The organism is Azospirillum sp. SYSU D00513 (assembly GCF_017356015.1).
Lineage (GTDB): Bacteria > Pseudomonadota > Alphaproteobacteria > Azospirillales > Azospirillaceae > Azospirillum.
The window spans coordinates 1-19,695 of the sequence record NZ_JAFIQV010000052.1 but is presented as its reverse complement, the minus strand read 5'-3'; the positions used below and the strand labels follow the sequence as shown (position 1 = coordinate 19,695).

The following is a 19,695-nucleotide window of genomic DNA, read 5'->3' as shown; positions in this document are numbered from 1 at the left end:
TCCCACGGCCTTCGCGCGCGAACGGAGGCAAGAATGATTCACGGCGATATTTCCAGCAGCAAGGACACCGTCGGCGTGGCGGTCGTGAACTACAAGATGCCGCGCCTGCACACGAAGGCGGAGGTGCTGGAGAACGCGCGGAAGATCGCCGACATGGTGGTCGGGATGAAGACCGGCCTGCCGGGCATGGATCTGGTCATCTTCCCCGAATATTCGACACACGGGATCATGTACGACCCGAAGGAGATGTACGAGACCGCCGCGACCATTCCCGGCGACGAGACCGAAATCTTCGCCGCGGCCTGCCGCAAGGCCAAGGTTTGGGGCGTCTTCTCCCTGACCGGCGAACGGCACGAGGAGCACCCGAACAAGGCGCCCTACAACACGCTGATCCTGATGAACGACAAGGGTGAGATCGTCCAGAAATACCGCAAGATCATGCCCTGGGTGCCCATCGAGGGCTGGTATCCGGGCAACTGCACCTTCGTCTCGGAAGGCCCGAAGGGGCTGAAGATCAGCCTGATCATCTGCGACGACGGCAACTACCCGGAGATCTGGCGCGACTGCGCGATGAAGGGCGCCGAGCTGATCGTCCGCTGCCAGGGCTACATGTACCCGGCGAAGGACCAGCAGGTGCTGATGTCCAAGGCGATGGCCTGGGCCAACAACTGCTACGTCGCGGTCGCCAACGCGTCGGGCTTCGACGGTGTCTATTCCTATTTCGGCCATTCGGCCATCATCGGCTTCGACGGCCGGACCATGGGCGAGTGCGGCGAGGAGGATTACGGTATTCAATACGCCCAGCTCTCCACCTCGCTCATCCGCGATTTCCGCAAGAACGGCCAGTCGGAGAACCACCTGTTCAAGCTGGTCCACCGCGGCTACACGGGCATGATCAACTCGCGCGACGGCGAGCGGGGCGACGCCAACTGCCCCTACAATTTCTATCGCCAGTGGATCACCGATCCCGAAGGCACCCGCGAGATGGTCGCCTCCTTCACCCGTCCGGCGGTCGGCACGGAGGAGTGCCCGATGGAAGGCATCCCGCACGAGGTGGCGGCCCACCGCTGACGGTGCGGCGGGGGAGGGGTGCCTCTCCCCCGAATTCGGAACGGTCCAAGGTGCATCATGGAACTGCGTGAATACCGGATCGAGCGGGAACCCTATTACCGCGCCTCCGGCGACGAGGTCGCCCTGTTCGAGGCCGCCTACGCCAGCCGGATGCCGGTGATGCTCAAGGGGCCGACCGGCTGCGGCAAGACCCGCTTCATCGAACATATGGCCTGGCGCCTGGGCAAGCCCCTGATCACCGTCGCCTGCAACGAGGACATGACGGCCGCCGACCTGGTCGGCCGCCATCTGCTCGATGCCGAGGGCACGGTCTGGCATGACGGCCCGCTGACCCGCGCCGTGCGGCATGGCGCCATTTGCTATCTGGATGAGATCGTGGAGGCGCGGCAGGATGCCACCGTGATCATCCACCCGCTGACCGATGAACGGCGCCTGCTGCCCATCGAGAAGCGCAACGAGCTGGTCGTCGCCCATCCGGATTTCCAGCTCGTGATCGCCTACAACCCCGGCTACCAGAGCGTGGTGAAGGATCTGAAGGAATCCACGAAGCAGCGGTTCGGCGCGCTCGACTTCACCTACCCGCCGGCATCGGTCGAAGCGGAGATCGTGGCGCACGAGGCCGGCGTCGAACCGACGGTCGCCAGGCGGCTTGTCCAGATCGGCGAAAGGTCGCGCAACCTGAGGGGCCGTGGGCTGGATGAGGGGGCGTCCACCCGCATGCTGATACATGCCGGACGGCTGGCGGCCCGCGGCGTCGCTCTGGAGGCGGCCTGCCGCATGGCTCTGGTCCTTCCCCTCACGGACGATGCCGATGTCCGCGACGCGCTGTCCGCCGCCATCACCGCCTGCCTATGAGCGGTCATTCCATGAGCGAAGTTCCCCCGCGCCCGGAGGAGGCCTACGCCCGAATCCGGGCGGAGGGCGGGGCTGGGGAACTGCACTTCTCCGACGTCGAGCGGCAGCTCAGGCATTTCCTTACGGCGCTCTGGGGCCGGGACGTGCCGATGCGGGCCCTTTCCGCCGGCGGGGACGCGCCGGAGGCGCGGAGGTCCGGGTTCGACGGTGGGGTGATCCGGCTGCCGGACGCGCTTCCGGCGCTGGCCGGCCAGCCGGCCGAGGCGCTGTTCCGGGCCTCGCTCGCCCATCTGGCCGCGCATCTGATCTTCTCCCGGCGGCAGCTGGCGCGCGGCCTCAAGCCGCTTCTGATGGCAGTGGTCGGGCTGGTGGAAGACGCGCGCGTCGAGCATCTGGCGATGCGCGCCTTTCCCGGCCTGCGCCGGCTCTGGCTTCCCTTCCATGTGGCGGAGCCGTCCGGCGCGCTGATCGCGGCGGATCTGATGGAGCGCCTGTCGCGCGCCCTGATCGATCCCGGATACGAGGACGCCAACCACTGGGTCGCCAAGGGCCGGGCGCTCTTCTTCGACGGAAAGGACCAGTGGGAGGACCCGGACTTCAGCCTGCGCGTCGGCGGGCTGCTGGCGGGTGATCTCGGCAAGATGCGGGTCGGGCTGAACCACAAGACCTATCTGGTCGAACCGGCCTACCGCGACGACAACGGCGGCCTTTGGGAGTTCGACACGCCGCCGCAGGTACCGCCCGACGACCATGACCTGCCGCTGGAGGCGATGCGCGCGGAGCCGTCGGAGGGACAGGAACCGGATGAATTCGACGGTGCCGCGCGGAATGATCCTGCTGCAGCGTCCGCCCCGGCGGGGGAGGCCGACCCGGAGGCGGGCGTTCCCGTCGCGCGCTATCCGGAATGGGATTACCGGATCGGACTTCAGCGGCCCGGATTCGCGCGCGTCGTCGAGTGCCCGGCGCCCCCGTCCTCGCCCGCGCTCATCGACGGGCTGCTCGCCCGGGATCCGGGAATGGTCCGCCGCGTTGCACGGCTGGTCCGGGCGGCGAAGTTCAGCCGGCCGGAGCGGCTGCGGCGGCAGGCGGAGGGTGAAACGCTCGACCTCGATGCCTGTGTCGAGGCGGCCGTCGAACGGCGGCTCGGGCATGCGCCGGATCCGCGCGTCCACGCTGCCACGCGGCGCCGTTTCCGCGACCTGTCGGTGCTCGTTCTGCTGGACGTCTCGCAGTCCACGAACGATCCGGTTTCCGATCCGGCCGGCGGCGCTCCCACCACCGTGCTCGCGCTGGAGCGGCACGCGACGGCGCTGCTGGCCGCCGCCATGGCGGAGGCCGGCGACCGTTTCGCGGTCCATGCTTTCTGCTCAAACGGGCGGGAGGAGGTGCGCTACCAGCGCGTGAAGGACTTCGGCGACCCCTACGACAACGCGGCCAAGGCACGGCTCGGCGGCCTCCGGGGTCGCTACTCCACCCGAATGGGAACGGCCCTGCGCCACGCCGGGCGGCAGATCGCCGGGCAGCCGACGCACCGCCGGCTGGTCCTGCTGATCACGGACGGGGAGCCGTCGGACATCGACAGCGGTGATCGCCGCTATCTGATCGAGGACACGCGCAAGGCCGTCGGGGAGCTTGCCGGCGCCGGCGTGGACGTCTTCTGCGTCCGGCTCGGCGGGACCTCCGCCGCCGATGCCCGCGATCCGGCCCGCATCTTCGGAGGGCGGAACGTCCTCACGGTCGAAAGGCTGGAGCGGCTGCCGGACATGCTTCCACAGCTCTACTTTCGCCTGACCGCCTGACCGCCTGACCGCCTGACACCTGGACGGGCGGCCCTCTTCAGCGCGCGTTCAGCGTGCGCACGGCCACCGCCGCCGCCGCCGCGCGGTTCTCCACCCCGAGCTTGGCGTAGATCTGCTCCAGATGCTTGTCCACCGTGCGCGGGCTGAGGCCGAGGATCTCCGCGATGTCGCGGTTCGGCTTGCCGCCGGCGACCCACAGCAGCACCTCCGCCTCGCGCGCCGTCAGGGACAGGCGCTGCTTCAGCAGGGCGTCGTCGCTGACCCCGCTCTCCTCCGTCAGCTGGAGCAGGATCTCGTCCGGCCCGATCCGGCCGACGGGGATGATGCGGAACATCAGCCCGGGCTTGTCGGCGGCGACGGTCACGCTGTCGGCCCCCTGGCCGGCTTTTCCCTGCCGGTCGGCGAGCCAAACCGGTGCCGGCGGCGGCAGGGTGAAGCCGGGCTGCGAGAAGCCGTCGAAGGCGGCCTCCAGCATCCGGCTCGCCTGCGGCGTGCACCACAGCACCTCGCCCATCCGGTTGGCCGCCAGCAGGTAGCGCCCGGTCGCGTCCAGCGCGGCGCGCGTGCTCTGGGCGACGCGCGCGTTGGCGAGATGGGCGTACATGCGCGCGATCAGCGCGTCCGCGACGATGGGCTTGGTGACGTAATCCACCCCGCCGGCGGCGAAGCCCTTCACGATGTGCTCGGTCTCGCTGAGGCCTGTCATGAAGATGACGGGGATCTGCGCGAACTGGCTGTTGCGCTTGAGCTGCCGGCAGGTCTCGAACCCGTCCATGCCCGGCATGACGGCATCCATCAGGATGACGTCGGGCGTGATCTGCTCCACCAGCCCCAGCGCCTTGCGCCCGTCCAGCGCCACCAGGACGGTGACGCCGGCTTCCTCCAGCGCGTCGGTGAGGAAGCTCAGCGTCTCCGGCGAATCGTCGACCACGAGAACGACGTCACGAGGCTTCTTGTCTGTTGTCATCGCGTTGCGCCGCCTCCAATGCGGACATGTATTGGTTCAGGTCGAAGTTGCTGACCAGCGTCCTCATATGCGCGATGAAGGCCTCGCTTTGCGGGTGGGAGGCCGCGATCTCCGACAGCTTCGCCCTCATGCCGCGGATGTAGCCGATGCGGCCGAGATGGATCAGCTCGGCGATGTCGTGCCGCGGCGGCAGCTCGCCCGGCGCGAAGCCCGGCGCCCGGCCCGCGGCGTCGTCCGGCTTGTCTTCATACTCCCAGGTAATCGCGCGCAGCTTGGCGACCGAGGCCAGCAGCTTGCCGATGGACACCGGCTTGGCGACGAAGCCGTCGTGCGGCATGTCCGGGGAGATCGCCGGCCGGTCCTCGCGCGTGTCGGCCGACACCATGATGATGGCCGCCTCGCCGTGCCCGCCCTCGCGCAGCCGCCGCGCGACCTCCCACCCGTTCATGCCGGGCATGGAAATGTCGAGCAGAATGATGTCGGGCTTGCACTGGTCCGCCAGCAGCAGGCAGCTCGGCCCGTCGGCGGCCTTGATGACGGTGAAGCCCAGCTCCGACAGGATCTCCTGGATCAGGTTGCGGTGGGCCATGTCGTCGTCGGTCACCAGAACCGTCAGGCGGCGGCCCCGGTAGCCGCGGATGAGGTGCTCGGGCTGCGCCGCAGCGGCCGACGGCAGGGCCGCCGACATCATCATCCGCACCTTGAAGGTGCTGCCCTCACCAAGCCGGCTCGCGACCGTGATCTCGCCGCCCATCACCTCGGTCAGAAGCTTGGTGATGGTGAGGCCGAGCCCCATGCCGGGGACCATCTGCCCCTGCGCCGCCTGGCCACGCTCGAATGGCTCGAAGATGCGCTCCAGGTCCTGCGGGCGGATGCCGGGGCCGGTGTCCTGCACCTCGAACTCCGCGATCTGGCTGCGGTAGCGCACGCGGAGCGTGACGGAGCCCGATTCGGTGAACTTGATGGCGTTGGAGAGAAGATTGATGAAGATCTGCCGTATGCGTCCCTCGTCGGTGTGGACCACCGGCGGCAGGTCCTCCAGATGGACGAAGCGGAACTCGATCCCCTTCGCCTCCGCCTGGAGGCGGAACATGCCGACGAGCTGGTTCAAAAGCTCGACGATGCGGACCTCGCCCCGGTAGATCTGCAGGCGACCCCCTTCGATCTTGGAGATGTCGAGCAGCCCGTCGAGCAAGCCCGAGAGATGTTCGGAGCTGCGGCGGATGACCTTGACGGCCTCCTGCCGGTGGGCGGGAATCGTCGGATCGCGTTCGAGAAGCTGCGCGTAGCCGAAGATGGCGCTGAGCGGCGTGCGGAACTCGTGGCCGATGCCGACCAGATAGCGGCTCTTGGCGAGGTTCGCCGCTTCCGCCGCTTCCTTCGCCTTCTGGAGCTGGGCGTCGGTGCGCTCGTGCGCTTCGATCTCCTGAATCAGCAGGCTCGTTTGCTTGTCCGATTCCTCCTGGGCGACCTGCCGGCTCTCGCGGGCCAGGACGAACAGCCAGGTCGCCACGCCGGCGACGATCATCAGGATGAAGAACACCTTCCACAGCGTGCTGCCGATGATGGCGCGCGCGGCCTCGTTGCCGGTGGTCACCTCCAGATGGACGAGCGCCAGCACCGTGCCGATCGCCAGCCCCAGCAGGCCCAGCATCGCGAGGTAATGGCCGAAGCGCGTCTTGAAGGCGGCGGCGATGCGCGCCGGCAGCACGGCGTCGAGCGCGTCGGCGAGCTGCGCGCCGAGTCGCGCCCGCGGCTTGCAGGCATCGCCGCAGCGCGCGTCAAGCGAGCAGCAGAGCGAGCAGATGGCGCCGGAATAGACCGGGCAGAAGGCCATGTCCTCCGGCTCGAAGGCGTGCTCGCAGACGCGGCAGCGGACGGGCGCGCCATCGCCGCCCAGCGCGGTGGCCGGACGGGCGATGTAGTATTTTCCCCGCGTCAGCAGCGCGATGGCCGGGGCCGCCAGGAAGGCGATGCCGAAGGCGAGGAAGGGCGCGAAGACGCGCAGCATCGGGCCGAACAGGCCGCTGTGGGCCAGCACGGCGCCGAGCGCGGCCAGCAGCATCGCACCTACCCCGACCGGGTTGATGTCGTAGAGGTGGGCCCGCTTGAACTCCACCTGCGGCGGGCTGAGCCGAAGCGGCTTGTTCACCACCAGATCGGCGACCAGCGCCCCGATCCAGGCCGCCGCGATGCTCGAATAGAGGCCTAGGATCGGCTCCAGCGTCTTGTAGATGCCGAGTTCCATCAGCAGCAGGCCGAGAATGACGTTGAAGAACACCCAGACCACCCGGCCCGGATGGCTGTGCGTCAGGCGGGAGAAGAAGTTCGACCAGGCGATCGAGCCTGCGTAGGTGTTGGTCACGTTGATCTTGATCTGCGACAGCACCACGAAGAGCCCCGTCAGCCCGACCGCGACCTGCGGGGAATCGGCGATGTACCGGAAGGCGACGAGATACATCTCCGTCGGCTCGGCGGCATGCTCCGGCGCCACGGCGTGGCTGAGGGCCAGCACGGCGAGGAAGGAGCCGATCATCAGCTTAACGGCACCGATGACGATCCAGCCGGGTCCTGCCGCCAGCAGGGCGGCCCACCAGCGCCAGCGGCGCGTCCGGGGGGCGGGGGGCAGGAAGCGGATGAAGTCCACCTGCTCCCCGATCTGCGCCGCCAGCGAGAAGACGACCGCCGCCGCCGCCCCGAACAGCATCGGATCGAACACGCCTCCGGCTCCCTGCCGCCCCTCGAACCGCGTCCAGTGGGCGAAGGCCTCGCCGTCCTGTACGGCGATGAACAGGAAGGGAAGGGCGTGCAGCGCCACCCAGAAGGGCTGGGTCCAGAGCTGGATGCGGCTGATCACCGTGAAGCCGTAGGTGACCAGCGGGATGATGATGATCGAGCTGACCACATAGCCGGCCGCGAGCGGCAGCTGGAAGCACATCTCCAGCGCCGTCGCCATGATCGCCGCCTCGATGGCGAAGAAGATGAAGGTGAAGGACGCGTAGATCAGCGAGGTGACGGTGGACCCGATGTAGCCGAAGCCGGCCCCGCGGGTCAGCAGGTCCATGTCCACGCCGTATTTGCTGGCGTGATGGCTGATCGGCAGCGCGGTCAGGAAGATCAGCAGGCAGGTCGCCAGGATGGCGAGCGACGCGTTGGTGAAGCCGTAGCTCAGGGTGATGGTGCCGCCAATCGCCTCGAGCGCCAGGAAGGAGATGGACCCGAGCGCCGTGTTGGCGACCCGGAAGCCCGACCAGCGGCGCGCGCCCTTGGCCGTGAACCGCAGCGAGTAATCTTCGAGGGTCTGGTTCGCGACCCACTTGTTGTAGGTCCTGCGGACCGGAACGACGCGCTGTTGGACCGCCATGCAAGGCCTCGGGAGAGTTGCGCCATCAAGAACCCGTCGCGGTGCAGACTGACCGTGCAGGCCGCTGAAAATCGGCAGATGAAAACCTCGCCGGCCGCCGGAGCGCCCCATGCCGCAAGCGCGCATGGCAGGCCGCGCACACTTATGAGTGCGTATTAGAGTCCGAAGTTTTCGCCAAGTCAACGAGCCTTGCTGCTCTGCGGTATGTTTTAAAAGCGCCTCCCTGTGCCGCCCGGCCAAGTCTCCACGCGCGCGGACAAATCAGTCATACGAGCCAATTTTATAACGGCACTGCCCCGTTCCGCCCTATACGCGGTTCCACGTATTGCTGCGGTGCATATGTCCGCCGACCATTGGCGCCGATATCGCGACATCGCTCTCCCCTCGCACATCCCCTATCGGCCCTATTAGGAGGTTCCATGTCCTCGGATAAGACCCGCGGCGGCCTGAAATCGCAGTTCCGGCGCAATCTCCTCCTCGGCATGGCCGCGCTGCCCGCGCTGAGCCTGCTGCCGCGCGGCGCCCTGGCGCAGGCCACGTCCGCCGTCAACACCACCAACCTGGCGGTCACCGACAGCACCGTGAAGGTCGGCATCCTGCACTCCACCACCGGCACTATGGCGATCAGCGAGACCGGCTCGGTCGAGGCCGAGAAGCTGGCGATCAAGCAGATCAACGACATGGGCGGCGTGCTCGGCCGCAAGATCGAGGTGATCCAGGAGGACGGCGCCAGCGACTGGCCGACCTTCGCCGAGAAGTCGCGCAAGCTGCTGGTCGAGGACAAGGTCGCGGCCGTCTTCGGCTGCTGGACCTCGGCCTCGCGCAAGGCCGTGCTGCCGGTCTTCGAGCAGTACAACGGGATGCTCTACTACCCGACCTTCTACGAGGGGCTGGAGCAGTCCAAGAACGTGATCTACACGGGCCAGGAAGCCACCCAGCAGATCCTCGCCGGGCTGGACTGGGTGTCGAAGGAGAAGGGCGCCAAGAGCTTCTTCCTCATCGGTTCCGACTACATCTGGCCGCGCACCTCCAACAAGATCGCGCGCAAGCACATCGAGAAGAACGGCCAGAAGGTCGTCGGCGAGGAGTATTTCCCGCTCGGCCACACCCAGTTCAACTCGGTGATCAACAAGATCAAGCTGACCAAGCCGGACGTCATCTACGCCTCGGTGGTCGGCGGGTCGAACGTCGCCTTCTACAAGCAGCTCAAGGCGGCCGGCATCAACCTGTCGAAGCAGACCCTCATGACCATTTCGGTCACCGAGGACGAGATGCTCGGCATCGGCGGCGAGAACATCGCCGGCGCCTACGCTTGCATGAAGTACTTCCAGTCCCTCGACAACCCGAACAACAAGGCCTTCGTCGAGGCCTTCAAGGCCATGTGGGGCGCCGACAGCGTCATCGGCGACGTCACCCAGGCCGCCTATCTCGGCCCCTGGCTGTGGAAGGCGACCGTGGAGAAGGCCGGCAGCTTCGACGTCGACAAGATCGCGGCGGCGTCCGACGGCATCGAGTTCAAGGGCGCGCCCGAGGGCTACGTGCGCATCCACCCCAACCACCATCTCTGGAGCAAGACTCGCGTCGGCCGCGCCCGCATGGACGGCCAGTTCGACGTCGTCTTCGAGACCGCCGACCTGATCGAGCCGGATCCCTTCCCCAAGGGCTACCAGTAAGCGTCCCGGTCCCGGTCCCCTCTCCCCGGCCGGGGAGAGGGGCAGGGCGCGTCCCCCGTGCGGAGGCTTCCCATGTTCGAAGGTTACACCCTGGCGGAACTCGGCTCGATCTTTGCCATGCAAGGGTTCGCCGGGCTCATCCTCTTCTCCGTCTTCGTGCTCATGGCGCTCGGGCTGGCCATCATCTTCGGCCAGATGGGCGTCATCAACATGGCCCATGGGGAGTTCATGATCCTCGGCGCCTACGTGACCTATCTCTGCTCCACCCTGGTGTCGGAATATCTGCCGGCGCTCTTTCCCGTCTATTTCTTCATCGCCATGGCGCTGGCCTTCGTGGCGAGCGGGCTGCTCGGCATGCTGGTGGAATGGGGCATGATCCGCTTCCTCTACAAGCGGCCGCTGGACACGCTGCTCGCGACCTGGGGGCTGAGCCTGATCCTTCAGCAGATCTACCGCTCGGTCTTCGGCGCGCGCGAGGTCGGCGTGGTGCTGCCGGACTGGCTGATGGGTTCGGTCGCGGTCACCGACACGATCGAGGTTCCGATCAACGGCCTCTTCGTCATGGGCCTGACGATGATCATCACGCTGGTGATCTACACGGTCATGTTCCGCTCCCGCTGGGGGATGGGCGTGAGGGCGGTGATGCAGAACCGGGTCATGGCCGGCGCCGTCGGCATCAACACGGAGCGGGTCGACCGCCTGACCTTCGGCCTGGGCTGCGGGATCGCCGGCGTGGCGGGAAGCGCCTTCACGATGGTGGGCTCCACCGGGCCGACCTCGGGCCAGCTCTACATCGTCGACACCTTCCTGGTGGTGGTCTTCGGCGGCGCGCAGAGCCTGATCGGCACCATCGCCTCGGCCTTCACCATCTCGCAGGCCCAGTCGACCATGGAATTCTTCCTGAGCGGCTCCACGGCCAAGGTCCTGACGCTGCTGACGGTGGTCGCCATCCTGATGCTGCGCCCGCAGGGTCTCTTCGTTCTCAAAGTCCGCCGGTGAGGCCAAAGCCATGAAGATCAGCGTCCGCAACAGCGCGCCCCGGCGCGCGACGGGAGAGCTCATGGGCGTCGCCCTGCTCGCCCTGCTCATCCTCATCGTCCTGCCGCTCGGGCTCGACGGCTTCCGCCTGAACATGGTCGGCAAGTACCTGACCTACGCCTTCGTGGCGCTCGGGCTGGTGCTGTGCTGGGGCAGCGCCGGCATCCTCAGCCTGGGGCAGGGGATCTTCTTCGGGCTGGGCGGCTACTGCATGGCTATGTTCCTGAAGCTGGAGGCCTCCAGCCCCGAGGCGACGAAGATCCAGTCCACGCCGGGCATTCCCGACTTCATGGACTGGAACCAGCTCACCGAGTTGCCCTGGTTCTGGGAGCCTTTCCACAGCCTGCCCTTCACGCTGCTGGCCGTGGTGGCGGTGCCCTCGCTGCTTGCCTTCATCGTCGGACTGGCGATGTTCAAGCGGCGCGTCGGCGGCGTGTATTTCGCCATCATCACCCAGGCCTTCGCGGCCATCCTGACGATCCTCATCGTCGGCCAGCAGGGCTACACGGGCGGCATCAACGGCATCACCGACCTGCGCACGCTGAACGGCTGGGACATCCGCACCGACGGCGCGAAGCAGGTCCTGTATTTCGTGAACGCGGCGCTGCTGATCGGCGCGGTCCTGCTCTGCCTGTTCGTCCGCCACTCCAAGCTCGGCCGCATCCTCGTGGCCCTGCGCGACAAGGAGGACCGGGTGCGCTTCTCCGGCTACGACGTCGCGAACTTCAAGATCTTCGTCTTCTGCTTCGCGGCCGCCCTGTCGGCGGTGGGCGGCGCGATGTTCACGCTCCAGGTCGGCTTCATGTCGCCGTCCTTCGTCGGCATCGTCCCCTCCATCGAGATGGTCATCTACTGCGCGGTCGGCGGCCGCCTGTCGCTGCTGGGTGCCGTGTACGGCACGCTGCTCGTCAACTGGGCCAAGACGCTGCTGTCGGAAAGCTTCCCCGAGCTGTGGCTCTTCGCCATGGGCGCGCTCTTCATCGGCGTCGTCATGGTCTTCCCCAACGGGCTGGCCGGCCTCTACCAGCAGTACGTGGCGCCACGCCTGGCGCGGCTCTTCCCCCGCGCCGTGCCCCGCGTGGGCGAGGTGATCCCCCCGCCCACCGCCGCCGAATAAGGAGCATCCACCATGGCGAGCGAAACGGACTTCCTGCTGGCGGTCGAGGGGCTGACGGTCTCCTTCGACGGGTTCAAGGCGGTGAACGACCTGTCCTTCTACGTCGACCAGAACGAGATCCACGTGATCATCGGCCCGAACGGGGCCGGCAAGACCACGGTGCTCGACCTCATCTGCGGCCGGACCAAGGCGACCGGCGGCTCCATCCGCTTCCGCAACCAGGAGCTGACAGCGATGAAGGAGCACCAGATCGTCAAGGCCGGGGTCGGCCGCAAGTTCCAGACCCCCTCCATCTACGACGACCTGACGGTCTTCGAGAATCTCGAGATCTCCTACCCGCGCGGCCGCACCGTCTTCGGCGCGCTCGCCTTCAAGCGCGACGCCGCGGTGCGCGACCGGGTGGAGGAGATCGCCGAGACCATCTTCCTCTCCGACCATCTGGAGCAGCGCGCCGAATATCTCAGCCACGGGCAGAAGCAGTGGCTGGAGATCGGCATGCTGCTGATCCAGGATCCGGAGCTTCTGATGCTGGACGAGCCGGTCGCCGGCATGAGCGTGAACGAGCGCAAGAAGACCGCCGAACTGCTGAACAAGATCATCCGCAACCGATCGGTGCTGGTGATCGAGCACGACATGAAGTTCGTCGAGGACATCGCGCACCGGGTCACGGTGCTGCACCAGGGAAAGATCCTCTCGGAAGGCTCGATGGAGCGCGTCAAGGCCGATCCGAAGGTCGTCGAAGTCTATCTGGGCCATTGAGCGGAGGATCAACCATGCTGTCCGTCACCGATCTGCGCGTGTCCTACGGCCAGAGCGAGGTGCTGCACGGGCTGAACTTCGCCGTGCAGCCCAACGAGATCGTCGCCATCATGGGCCGCAACGGCATGGGCAAGACGACGCTCATGAAGTCGCTGATGGGGGTGGTGCCGACGCGCTCGGGCGCCGTCCGCATCGGCGCCGACGAGATCACCGGTCTGAAGAGCTACGAGCGCGTCGCCAAGGGCGTCGCCTACGTGCCGCAGGGCCGCATGATCTTCCCGGCAATGACCGTGCAGGAAAACATCGAGACCGGCCTGACCTCGCATGGCGGCCGCGGCGTCCCCGGCGACCTCTACGAGATGTTCCCGGTGCTGCTGGAGATGAAGGGGCGGCGCGGAGGCAACCTGTCGGGCGGCCAGCAGCAGCAGCTCGCCATCGCCCGCGCGCTCGCCAGCAAGCCGAAGGTCCTGCTCCTGGACGAGCCGACGGAAGGCATCCAGCCCTCCATCATCCGGGAGATGGGCCGCACGCTGCGCCGGATCCGCGACGAGCGCGGCCTCAGCATCATCGTGTCCGAACAGGTGCTGAGCTTCGCGCTGGACATCGCCGACCGCGTCCTCGTCATCGAGAACGGCGAGATCGTCCATGAGGACAGCCGCGGCCGGATCGACGAGGCCAAGGTCGCGCGCCTCCTGTCCGTCTGAGCCGGCCTTCCTCCCATCCAGCGGTTCCGCAACAGGAGAGTGCTCCGTCATGCGCGTTGAAAAGATCTCCAGGATCGGCGGCACCGCATCCGTCGCCCTGGCGGGCGTGTCGCTTGCGGCGCTCATGACCGGAAGCGGTGTGGAGGCCGGGTTCGGTGCGGGGCTGGTCCCGCTCGCCATCGGCCTCAACACGGCCGTCGCGCTGGGCGTCTGCGTCGCGCTCGGCAGGACGGGCGCCGCCCTGACAAGGCTCGGCGATGCCGCCCAGGGTGCCGGCGAGCCGCCGCTGCTCGACCGCCGCGACGAGATCGGCGCCTTGGCGAGGGCACTGCAAGGCCTCAAGGCGGAGGCCGCGGGCCGCCGGGCGCGGGACGCGGAGCAGGACGCCGAGCACAAGACCATCGAGGAGCGGGCGACGCGGTTGGAAGCCCTGACCAGAACCTTCGAGTCCAAGGTCGGGCAACTCGTGCAGACGCTGTCCTCCGCGGTCGCCGAGATGACCGCGACCGCCACGGCCATGTCCGGCACGGCCGAACACGGCAACGCGCTGTCGGCGACCGTCGCGGCGGCGGCCGGGCAAGCCTCGATGAACGTGCACACGGTCGCGACCGCGACCGAGGAGTTGTCCGCATCCATCCAGGAAATTGCCCGGCAGGTGGCCGATTCCGCCCGCATCGCCGGCCAGGCCGTCGAAGAAACGACGCGCACCGATGCCGTCATGAAGGGGCTGGCGATCAGCGCCCAGAAGATCGGCGAGGTCGTGACGATGATCCAGGGCATTGCCGGCCAGACCAACCTGCTGGCGCTGAACGCGACGATTGAGGCGGCGCGCGCGGGGGAAGCCGGCAAGGGCTTCGCCGTCGTCGCGCACGAGGTGAAGAGCCTCGCCAACCAGACCGCCAAGGCGACGGAGGAGATCGCCTCCCAGATCGCGGAGATCCAGTCGACCACGAGCGACGCGGTCGGCGCCATCCGCGGCATCGCCGGCACCATCTCCGGGATCAGCGGGATCGCCACCGCCATCGCTTCGGCGGTGGAGCAGCAGGGGGCCGCGACGCGCGAGATCGCCCGGAACGTGCAGGAGGCGGCGCGCGGCACCGAGGAGGTGTCGCGCACCATCGCTGGCGTGACCGAGGCGGCCTCCAGCACCGGCACGGCGGCGCACCAGGTGCTCGGCGTCGCCGGTAACCTGTCGCAACGCGCGGACCAGCTTGGTGAGGAGGTGAACGCCTTCCTGGCCGAGGTCAGCCTGCAATCGGCGTTGCGCAGGCGCAGGGCGGCGACCGCCAAGGCGCTGGGAACGGGAACGGCGCGCTTCGCCGGCGGCCCGGCCACGGCGCAGGTGAATCGCACCGGCCTCGCCGTCGGCGACACCACCGTCAAGGTCGGGATCCTGCATTCGGAGACGGGCACCATGGCTCTCAGCGAGTCTGGCTCGATCCAGGCCGAGCTGCTCGCCATCCGGCAGATCAACGACATGGGCGGCGTGCTCGGCCGCCGGATCGAGGTGGTGCAGGAGGACGGCGCCAGCGACTGGCCGACCTTCGCCGAGAAGTCCGCCAAGCTGCTGGGCAAGGACCACGTTGCCGCCATCTTCGGCTGCTGGACCTCGGCCTCGCGCAAGGCGGTGCTGCCGGTGTTGGAGAAGCACCGGGGCATGCTCTACTACCCGACCTTCTACGAGGGGCTGGAGCAGTCCAGGCACGTCATCTACACGGGCCAGGAAGCCACCCAGCAGATCCTCGCCGGGCTGGATTGGCTGATGAGGGAGAAGGGCGCCAAGAGCTTCTTCCTGGTCGGCTCCGACTACATCTGGCCGCGCGAATCCAACAAGATCGCGCGCCGCCACATCGAACGGGCCGGCTGCCGCGTGGTGGGCGAGGAGTATGCCGAACTGGGCCACACGCAGTTCCAGCCGGTGATCGCCAAGATCAAGGCCGCTAGGCCGGACGTCGTCTACGCCATCGTCGTTGGCGGTTCGAACGTCGCCTTCTACAAGCAGCTCAAGGCGGCGGGCATCGACCTGAACACCCAGATGCTCATGACCAACTCGGTGACCGAGGACGAGATGCTCGGCATCGGGGGCGAGAACATCGCCGGAGCCTACACCTGCGCCAAGTATTTCCAGACGCTGGCGGACCCGAACAACAAGGCCTTCGTCGGCGCCTTCAAGGAGATGTGGGGCGACGACAGCGTCATCGGCGACGTCACCCACAACGCGTATCTCGGCCCCTGGCTGTGGAAGCTGGCGGTCGAGAAGGCCGGCAGCTTCGACGTGGAAAAGGTCGCGGCCGCTTCGCCGGGTGTCGAGTTCACGGGCGCTCCGGTCGGCTACGTCCGCATCCACGACAACCATCACCTCTGGACCAAGACCCGCATCGGGCGGGCGCGGCGCGACGGCCAGTTCGACCTGGTCCACGAGACCGCCGGCCTGATCGAGCCGAATCCCTTCCCCGACGACGTCCGGAACGTCGCGGCCTGAGAAGCGCCGCCGGCCCGCCGGGGAGCGGGACCGCCTTCACGAACCCTCATAAAAAAGGAAATGCATCATGGCTGACACCTTGATCAAGGTCGACCTGTCCCAGTCGGCGTTCGAGAACGACATGATCCACAACCGCTGGCATCCCGACATCCCCATGGCGGTGACGGTCAAGCCGGGCGACGACTTCATCCTGGAATGCGTGGACTGGACCGGCGGCCAGATCAAGAACGACGACTCCGCCGCCGACGTGCGCGACGTCAACCTCTCGCACGTGCATTTCCTCAGCGGCCCGGTCGGGGTCGAGGGGGCGGAGCCGGGCGACCTGCTGGTGGTGGAACTGCTGGACATCGGCGCCTTCCCGCAGCAGCAGTGGGGCTTCAACGGCTTCTTCTCCAAGCAGAACGGCGGCGGCTTCCTGACCGACCACTTCCCGCAGGCGCAGAAGTCGATCTGGGATTTCGAAGGCCTCTTCACCAAGTCGCGCCACGTGCCGGGCGTGCGCTACGCCGGCCTGATCCATCCCGGCCTGATCGGCTGCCTGCCCTCGCAGGACCTGCTGAACACCTGGAACGCGCGCGAGCAGGCGCTGATCGACACCAACCCGACCCGCGTGCCCCCGCTCGCCAACCCGCCCTTCCCGGCGACCGCCCACATGGGCCGGCTGAAGGGCGAGGCCAAGGCCAAGGCCGCAGCGGAGGGTGCCCGCACCGTCCCGCCGCGCGAGCATGGCGGCAACTGCGACATCAAGGACCTGTCGCGCGGCTCCAAGATCTATTTCCCCGTCTACGTGAAGGGCGCCGGCCTGTCGGTGGGCGACCTGCATTTCAGCCAGGGCGACGGCGAGATCACCTTCTGCGGCGCCATCGAGATGGCCGGCTGGGTCCACATGAAGGTCGAGCTGATCAAGGAAGGCATGTCGAAATACGGCATCCGCAACCCGATCTTCCGGCCGAGCCCGATCACCCCGCACTACAACGACTACCTGATCTTCGAGGGCATCTCGGTCGACGAGGCCGGCACGCAGCATTACCTGGACGTGCATGTCGCCTACCGCCAGGCCTGTCTCAACGCCATCGAATACCTGACCAAGTTCGGCTATTCGCGGGCTCAGGCCTACGCGATCCTCGGCACCGCACCCGTGCAGGGGCACATCAGCGGCGTCGTGGACATCCCGAACGCCTGCGCCACCCTGTTCCTGCCGACGGAGATCTTCGAGTTCGACATCCGGCCGAACGCGAACGGGCCGACGAAGTTCCTCAAGGGCGACGTGGACGTGCCGCTGGCGCCGGACCTCTGACCGGACGAGAGGACGGGGACCGACCCATGCCGATGTACGATTACGAATGCGCCGCCTGCGGCGACTTCACCGCCCTGCGGCCCATGGCCGAGTACCGCGACCCGCAGCCCTGCCCGGGCTGCGGCGAGCCGGCCCGCCGCGCGATGCGCACGGCCCCGGCCTTCTCCTCGGTGTCCGGGGCAACCCGCAAGGCCCACGGCATCAACGAGCGCAGCGCCGACAAGCCGGCCCTGCTGTCGGAGTCCGGGCGCAAGCACGGTCCCGGCTGCGGCTGTTGCGGGGGGAGCGGCAAGAAGGGCCGCCCGGTCGCGCGCGCGCCGGACGGCTCCAAGGCTTTTCCCACCGCCCGGCCTTGGATGATCAGCCACTAAGGATGATAGGCCCCCGACGGGGGTGGGGACGGGGCGGCGGGTTTGCCGCCGCCCCGCCTCCATGCCAGGATGGGCACAGCGCAACACCGACTTCGGAGACCCGAATGGGCAGTTTCAGCCTGATGCATTGGATGATCGTCCTCGCCGTCGTTCTGCTCCTCTTCGGCGCCGGCAAGCTGCCGTCGGTGATGGGCGACCTCGCCAAGGGCATGAAGACCTTCAAGGCGGGCCTGAAGGATGAGAAAGAGACCGAACAGCCGCCCCTGCTGAAGGACGCCGGCTGACGGCGCTGCATCCCGCCAACCGTTTTCAGAATTGCCGAGGATGCCCGTTCGATGGCCGTGGTCACGCATCTCTACCGCTACCCTATCAAGGGGCTGTCGCCGGAACCGCTGACGGGCATGGAGCTGAACAGCCGCGACGGGCTGCCCTTCGACCGGGAATTCGCCCTGGCCCTCGGCACGACCCTCTTCTCGGCCGAGGCGCCGGAGCCCCTGGACAAAGGCTTCTTTCTGATGCTGCGCCGGAACGAGGAACTGGCGGCGCTGACCACCGCTCTCGATCCCCGGACATCCGTCCTGTCGGTCCGCCTCAAGGGGGAACTGCTCCTGGAAGCGGACATCGCCTCGGACGGCGGGCGCGCAGAGGTCGAGGAGTTCTTCGCGCGCTATGTCGGGGAGGCTGCCAGGGGCCGTCCGCGCCTGGTATCGGCCAAGGGGCACAAATTCACGGATGCCAGCGTCATCTCGCCCGTGATGATGAGGGCCGTCTCCCTGATCAACCTGGAAACGGTCCGTGCCGTCGAGGCCCGGCTGGGCCGGCCGGTAAATGCTCTGCGTTTCCGGGGGAACATTCATGTGGACGGGGTGCCGGCCTGGCGGGAAATGGACTGGCTGGATCGCGAGATCCGCATCGGGCCGGTCACCTTCCGTGGCCGCATGCGCACGCCCCGTTGCGGCGCCGTCAACGTCAATCCGGACACGGCGGAACGCGACGCCAACCTCCCCAAGGATTTGCTGCGAAACTTCGGTCACGCGGATCTTGGGATCTATCTTGAGGTCGTCACGGACGGCCGTCTGCAAATCGGTGATGCGGTTCATGCCGCTTGATGACGGTCTGGTGCCTAACGTGCCGTGCCCCGCAACCAACCAGGAAAAAGGCCCTCCCCCCAACGAAGTTGGGCCTTTTGCGCTTCAAGCCGACCGCCTCGCAGGCGCCCGCGCGACCTCGGTGATCTCTATACGGCCCGAAGATCGCTTATTCCTTCGGTGGAGGAGGCGCCCCGCGGTCCCGGTACGAGGGGAGGTCCGGCGCGCCGTCGGGCACGGGATCGCGCTCCAACTCGGCGATGAGTGACTTCATCTCGTCAATTTCGCGCACCTGCGCTTCGATGATCCGGTCGGCAAGTTCGCGAACGCGCGGGTCGCGGATGTGAGCACGTTCGCTCGTCATGATCGCGATGGAATGGTGAGGGATCATGGCCTTCATGTAGGACACGTCGCTCACCGTCTCCTGGCTGCGCACAAGCCAGAGCGCGCCCGCGGACACGGCGATGCTTGTCGCAACGATGACGATGTTGGCCGTCTTGTTCTTGTACATGGACCACATGAAGCCGATCATGATGACCGCCATCACGGCCCCCATGACCAGAGCCATCCAGGTCCGTGTCTGGCTGTAGAAGACGTGATCGAGCGCGTAGGTGTTGAGATACATCAGAAAGAACATCACGAAGGTCGATGCCGCGATCATCGCCAGGAAGCGCCCATAGCCCATCGAATTTTCTCCGTTTTCCTGCATCCTACAGTGAACAGCGCCGACCGCGGCGGTAAGTTCCCAAAAACTCCCGCCCTATTCGTGAAGGGCCCGACCGACCGCGTTCGAACGACGCTCCACCGGCAAGAACCAAGCTTGTTTGACTCCGTCCTGGTGACCGTGCTTTTCCGGAGCGGCCCTCTCAGCCGGCTTGGGCCGGTGAGATCCGGCTCTCCGCCATATCCCGCAGAACGGCCTGGATCTCCTGCGCCACGACCTCTGGATGATCTTCAGGTGTGACATTGCGTGCTCCGGCAATGCGCCGCAACGGTGCGCCGAGCACCTCGGCCAAGCGACCTACGGCTTGCACACATTTTGCGCCGCAGCAAGCTTGTAGCCTTCGTGAATGGCGGCGAAACGTTCGTATCCCCGCTGCATGGTTAGGG

At 67.2% G+C, this 19,695-nt stretch carries 16 protein-coding genes and 2 pseudogenes; 14 read left to right on the top strand and 4 right to left on the bottom strand.

Annotated elements, in window-relative coordinates; genetic code table 11:
• Positions 1 to 33 precede the first annotated feature (33 nt).
• From JUB11_RS27595 to JUB11_RS27585, 3 genes are read left to right on the top strand one after another with little or no spacing between them, the layout of a single operon-like run.
• Complete coding sequence (locus JUB11_RS27595) at positions 34 to 1,071, top strand: aliphatic amidase (RefSeq protein ID WP_207462012.1); 1,038 nt, start codon at positions 34 to 36, stop codon at positions 1,069 to 1,071.
• A 57-nt stretch (positions 1,072 to 1,128) separates the two neighbouring features.
• On the top strand, positions 1,129 to 1,926 hold the full coding sequence (locus JUB11_RS27590; protein ID WP_207462011.1) for a CbbQ/NirQ/NorQ/GpvN family protein: 798 nt from the start codon (positions 1,129 to 1,131) through the stop codon (positions 1,924 to 1,926).
• Positions 1,927 to 1,937: 11 nt separating this feature from the next.
• On the top strand, positions 1,938 to 3,725 hold the full coding sequence (locus tag JUB11_RS27585; RefSeq protein ID WP_207462010.1) for a VWA domain-containing protein: 1,788 nt from the start codon (positions 1,938 to 1,940) through the stop codon (positions 3,723 to 3,725).
• 37 nt (positions 3,726 to 3,762) lie between these two features.
• On the opposite strand, the gene JUB11_RS27580 is transcribed toward JUB11_RS27585, so the two are convergent.
• Positions 3,763 to 4,692, bottom strand: a complete 930-nt coding sequence (locus JUB11_RS27580; protein ID WP_207462009.1) for a response regulator — start codon at positions 4,690 to 4,692, stop codon at positions 3,763 to 3,765.
• Positions 4,667 to 8,056 (bottom strand): ATP-binding protein, encoded by a 3,390-nt coding sequence (locus JUB11_RS27575; RefSeq protein ID WP_207462008.1) that lies wholly within the window; start codon positions 8,054 to 8,056, stop codon positions 4,667 to 4,669. Before JUB11_RS27575 ends, JUB11_RS27580 begins: the two co-directional genes overlap by 26 nt.
• 419 nt (positions 8,057 to 8,475) lie before the next feature.
• Between JUB11_RS27575 and urtA (JUB11_RS27570) the strand changes: the two genes are divergently transcribed.
• The 11 genes and pseudogenes from urtA (JUB11_RS27570) (at position 8,476) to JUB11_RS27525 (ending at position 18,606) form a co-directional block, all read left to right on the top strand.
• Positions 8,476 to 9,729: an urea ABC transporter substrate-binding protein gene (gene urtA, locus JUB11_RS27570; protein ID WP_207462007.1), complete on the top strand. Its 1,254-nt coding sequence runs from the start codon at positions 8,476 to 8,478 to the stop codon at positions 9,727 to 9,729.
• A 72-nt stretch (positions 9,730 to 9,801) separates the two neighbouring features.
• On the top strand, positions 9,802 to 10,728 hold the full coding sequence (gene urtB, locus JUB11_RS27565) for an urea ABC transporter permease subunit UrtB (RefSeq protein ID WP_207462006.1): 927 nt from the start codon (positions 9,802 to 9,804) through the stop codon (positions 10,726 to 10,728).
• A 10-nt stretch (positions 10,729 to 10,738) separates the two neighbouring features.
• Positions 10,739 to 11,884 carry an urea ABC transporter permease subunit UrtC gene (urtC, locus tag JUB11_RS27560; protein ID WP_207462005.1) on the top strand — a complete coding sequence of 382 codons (1,146 nt, stop codon included), beginning with the start codon at positions 10,739 to 10,741 and terminating at the stop codon, positions 11,882 to 11,884.
• 12 nt (positions 11,885 to 11,896) lie between these two features.
• Entirely contained in the window at positions 11,897 to 12,643 is a 747-nt protein-coding gene (urtD, locus tag JUB11_RS27555) for an urea ABC transporter ATP-binding protein UrtD (protein ID WP_207462004.1), read from the top strand.
• Between the two features lie 14 nt (positions 12,644 to 12,657).
• Positions 12,658 to 13,347: an urea ABC transporter ATP-binding subunit UrtE gene (urtE, locus tag JUB11_RS27550; RefSeq protein WP_207462003.1), complete on the top strand. Its 690-nt coding sequence runs from the start codon at positions 12,658 to 12,660 to the stop codon at positions 13,345 to 13,347.
• Positions 13,289 to 14,479 (top strand): annotated as a pseudogene (locus JUB11_RS33440) (methyl-accepting chemotaxis protein); the annotation flags it as partial. The gene urtE and the pseudogene JUB11_RS33440, both read left to right, overlap by 59 nt.
• 162 nt (positions 14,480 to 14,641) lie before the next feature.
• The gene (gene urtA / locus JUB11_RS33010) at positions 14,642 to 15,829 is read left to right on the top strand and encodes an urea ABC transporter substrate-binding protein (protein ID WP_247887371.1); all 1,188 of its coding nucleotides are present in this window, start codon (positions 14,642 to 14,644) and stop codon (positions 15,827 to 15,829) included.
• A 67-nt stretch (positions 15,830 to 15,896) separates the two neighbouring features.
• Positions 15,897 to 17,126 (top strand): formamidase, encoded by a 1,230-nt coding sequence (gene fmdA / locus JUB11_RS27540; protein ID WP_207462002.1) that lies wholly within the window; start codon positions 15,897 to 15,899, stop codon positions 17,124 to 17,126.
• Between the two features lie 26 nt (positions 17,127 to 17,152).
• Positions 17,153 to 17,497: a zinc ribbon domain-containing protein gene (locus JUB11_RS27535; RefSeq protein WP_207462001.1), complete on the top strand. Its 345-nt coding sequence runs from the start codon at positions 17,153 to 17,155 to the stop codon at positions 17,495 to 17,497.
• Positions 17,498 to 17,601: 104 nt separating this feature from the next.
• Positions 17,602 to 17,781 (top strand): twin-arginine translocase TatA/TatE family subunit, encoded by a 180-nt coding sequence (locus tag JUB11_RS27530; RefSeq protein WP_207462000.1) that lies wholly within the window; start codon positions 17,602 to 17,604, stop codon positions 17,779 to 17,781.
• A gap of 51 nt (positions 17,782 to 17,832) precedes the next feature.
• Positions 17,833 to 18,606 carry an MOSC domain-containing protein gene (locus tag JUB11_RS27525; protein WP_207461999.1) on the top strand — a complete coding sequence of 258 codons (774 nt, stop codon included), beginning with the start codon at positions 17,833 to 17,835 and terminating at the stop codon, positions 18,604 to 18,606.
• Positions 18,607 to 18,754: 148 nt separating this feature from the next.
• Here JUB11_RS27525 and JUB11_RS27520 read toward each other — a convergent pair whose 3' ends face one another.
• Positions 18,755 to 19,270 (bottom strand): DUF305 domain-containing protein, encoded by a 516-nt coding sequence (locus tag JUB11_RS27520; RefSeq protein ID WP_207461998.1) that lies wholly within the window; start codon positions 19,268 to 19,270, stop codon positions 18,755 to 18,757.
• A 181-nt stretch (positions 19,271 to 19,451) separates the two neighbouring features.
• Positions 19,452 to 19,695: pseudogene (locus JUB11_RS27515) on the bottom strand (hypothetical protein); the annotation flags it as partial.

What these genes read in the sequence shown, in the direction of transcription:
- JUB11_RS27595 (WP_207462012.1), top strand. Translation starts at nt 34, where the DNA reads ATGATTCACGGCGATATTTCCAGCAGCAAGGACACCGTCGGCGTGGCG.
- JUB11_RS27590 (WP_207462011.1), top strand. Translation starts at nt 1,129, where the DNA reads ATGGAACTGCGTGAATACCGGATCGAGCGGGAACCCTATTACCGCGCC.
- JUB11_RS27585 (WP_207462010.1), top strand. Translation starts at nt 1,938, where the DNA reads ATGAGCGAAGTTCCCCCGCGCCCGGAGGAGGCCTACGCCCGAATCCGG.
- JUB11_RS27580 (WP_207462009.1), bottom strand. Translation starts at nt 4,692, where the DNA reads ATGACAACAGACAAGAAGCCTCGTGACGTCGTTCTCGTGGTCGACGAT.
- JUB11_RS27575 (WP_207462008.1), bottom strand. Translation starts at nt 8,056, where the DNA reads ATGGCGGTCCAACAGCGCGTCGTTCCGGTCCGCAGGACCTACAACAAG.
- urtA (WP_207462007.1), top strand. Translation starts at nt 8,476, where the DNA reads ATGTCCTCGGATAAGACCCGCGGCGGCCTGAAATCGCAGTTCCGGCGC.
- urtB (WP_207462006.1), top strand. Translation starts at nt 9,802, where the DNA reads ATGTTCGAAGGTTACACCCTGGCGGAACTCGGCTCGATCTTTGCCATG.
- urtC (WP_207462005.1), top strand. Translation starts at nt 10,739, where the DNA reads ATGAAGATCAGCGTCCGCAACAGCGCGCCCCGGCGCGCGACGGGAGAG.
- urtD (WP_207462004.1), top strand. Translation starts at nt 11,897, where the DNA reads ATGGCGAGCGAAACGGACTTCCTGCTGGCGGTCGAGGGGCTGACGGTC.
- urtE (WP_207462003.1), top strand. Translation starts at nt 12,658, where the DNA reads ATGCTGTCCGTCACCGATCTGCGCGTGTCCTACGGCCAGAGCGAGGTG.
- fmdA (WP_207462002.1), top strand. Translation starts at nt 15,897, where the DNA reads ATGGCTGACACCTTGATCAAGGTCGACCTGTCCCAGTCGGCGTTCGAG.
- JUB11_RS27535 (WP_207462001.1), top strand. Translation starts at nt 17,153, where the DNA reads ATGCCGATGTACGATTACGAATGCGCCGCCTGCGGCGACTTCACCGCC.
- JUB11_RS27530 (WP_207462000.1), top strand. Translation starts at nt 17,602, where the DNA reads ATGGGCAGTTTCAGCCTGATGCATTGGATGATCGTCCTCGCCGTCGTT.
- JUB11_RS27525 (WP_207461999.1), top strand. Translation starts at nt 17,833, where the DNA reads ATGGCCGTGGTCACGCATCTCTACCGCTACCCTATCAAGGGGCTGTCG.
- JUB11_RS27520 (WP_207461998.1), bottom strand. Translation starts at nt 19,270, where the DNA reads ATGGGCTATGGGCGCTTCCTGGCGATGATCGCGGCATCGACCTTCGTG.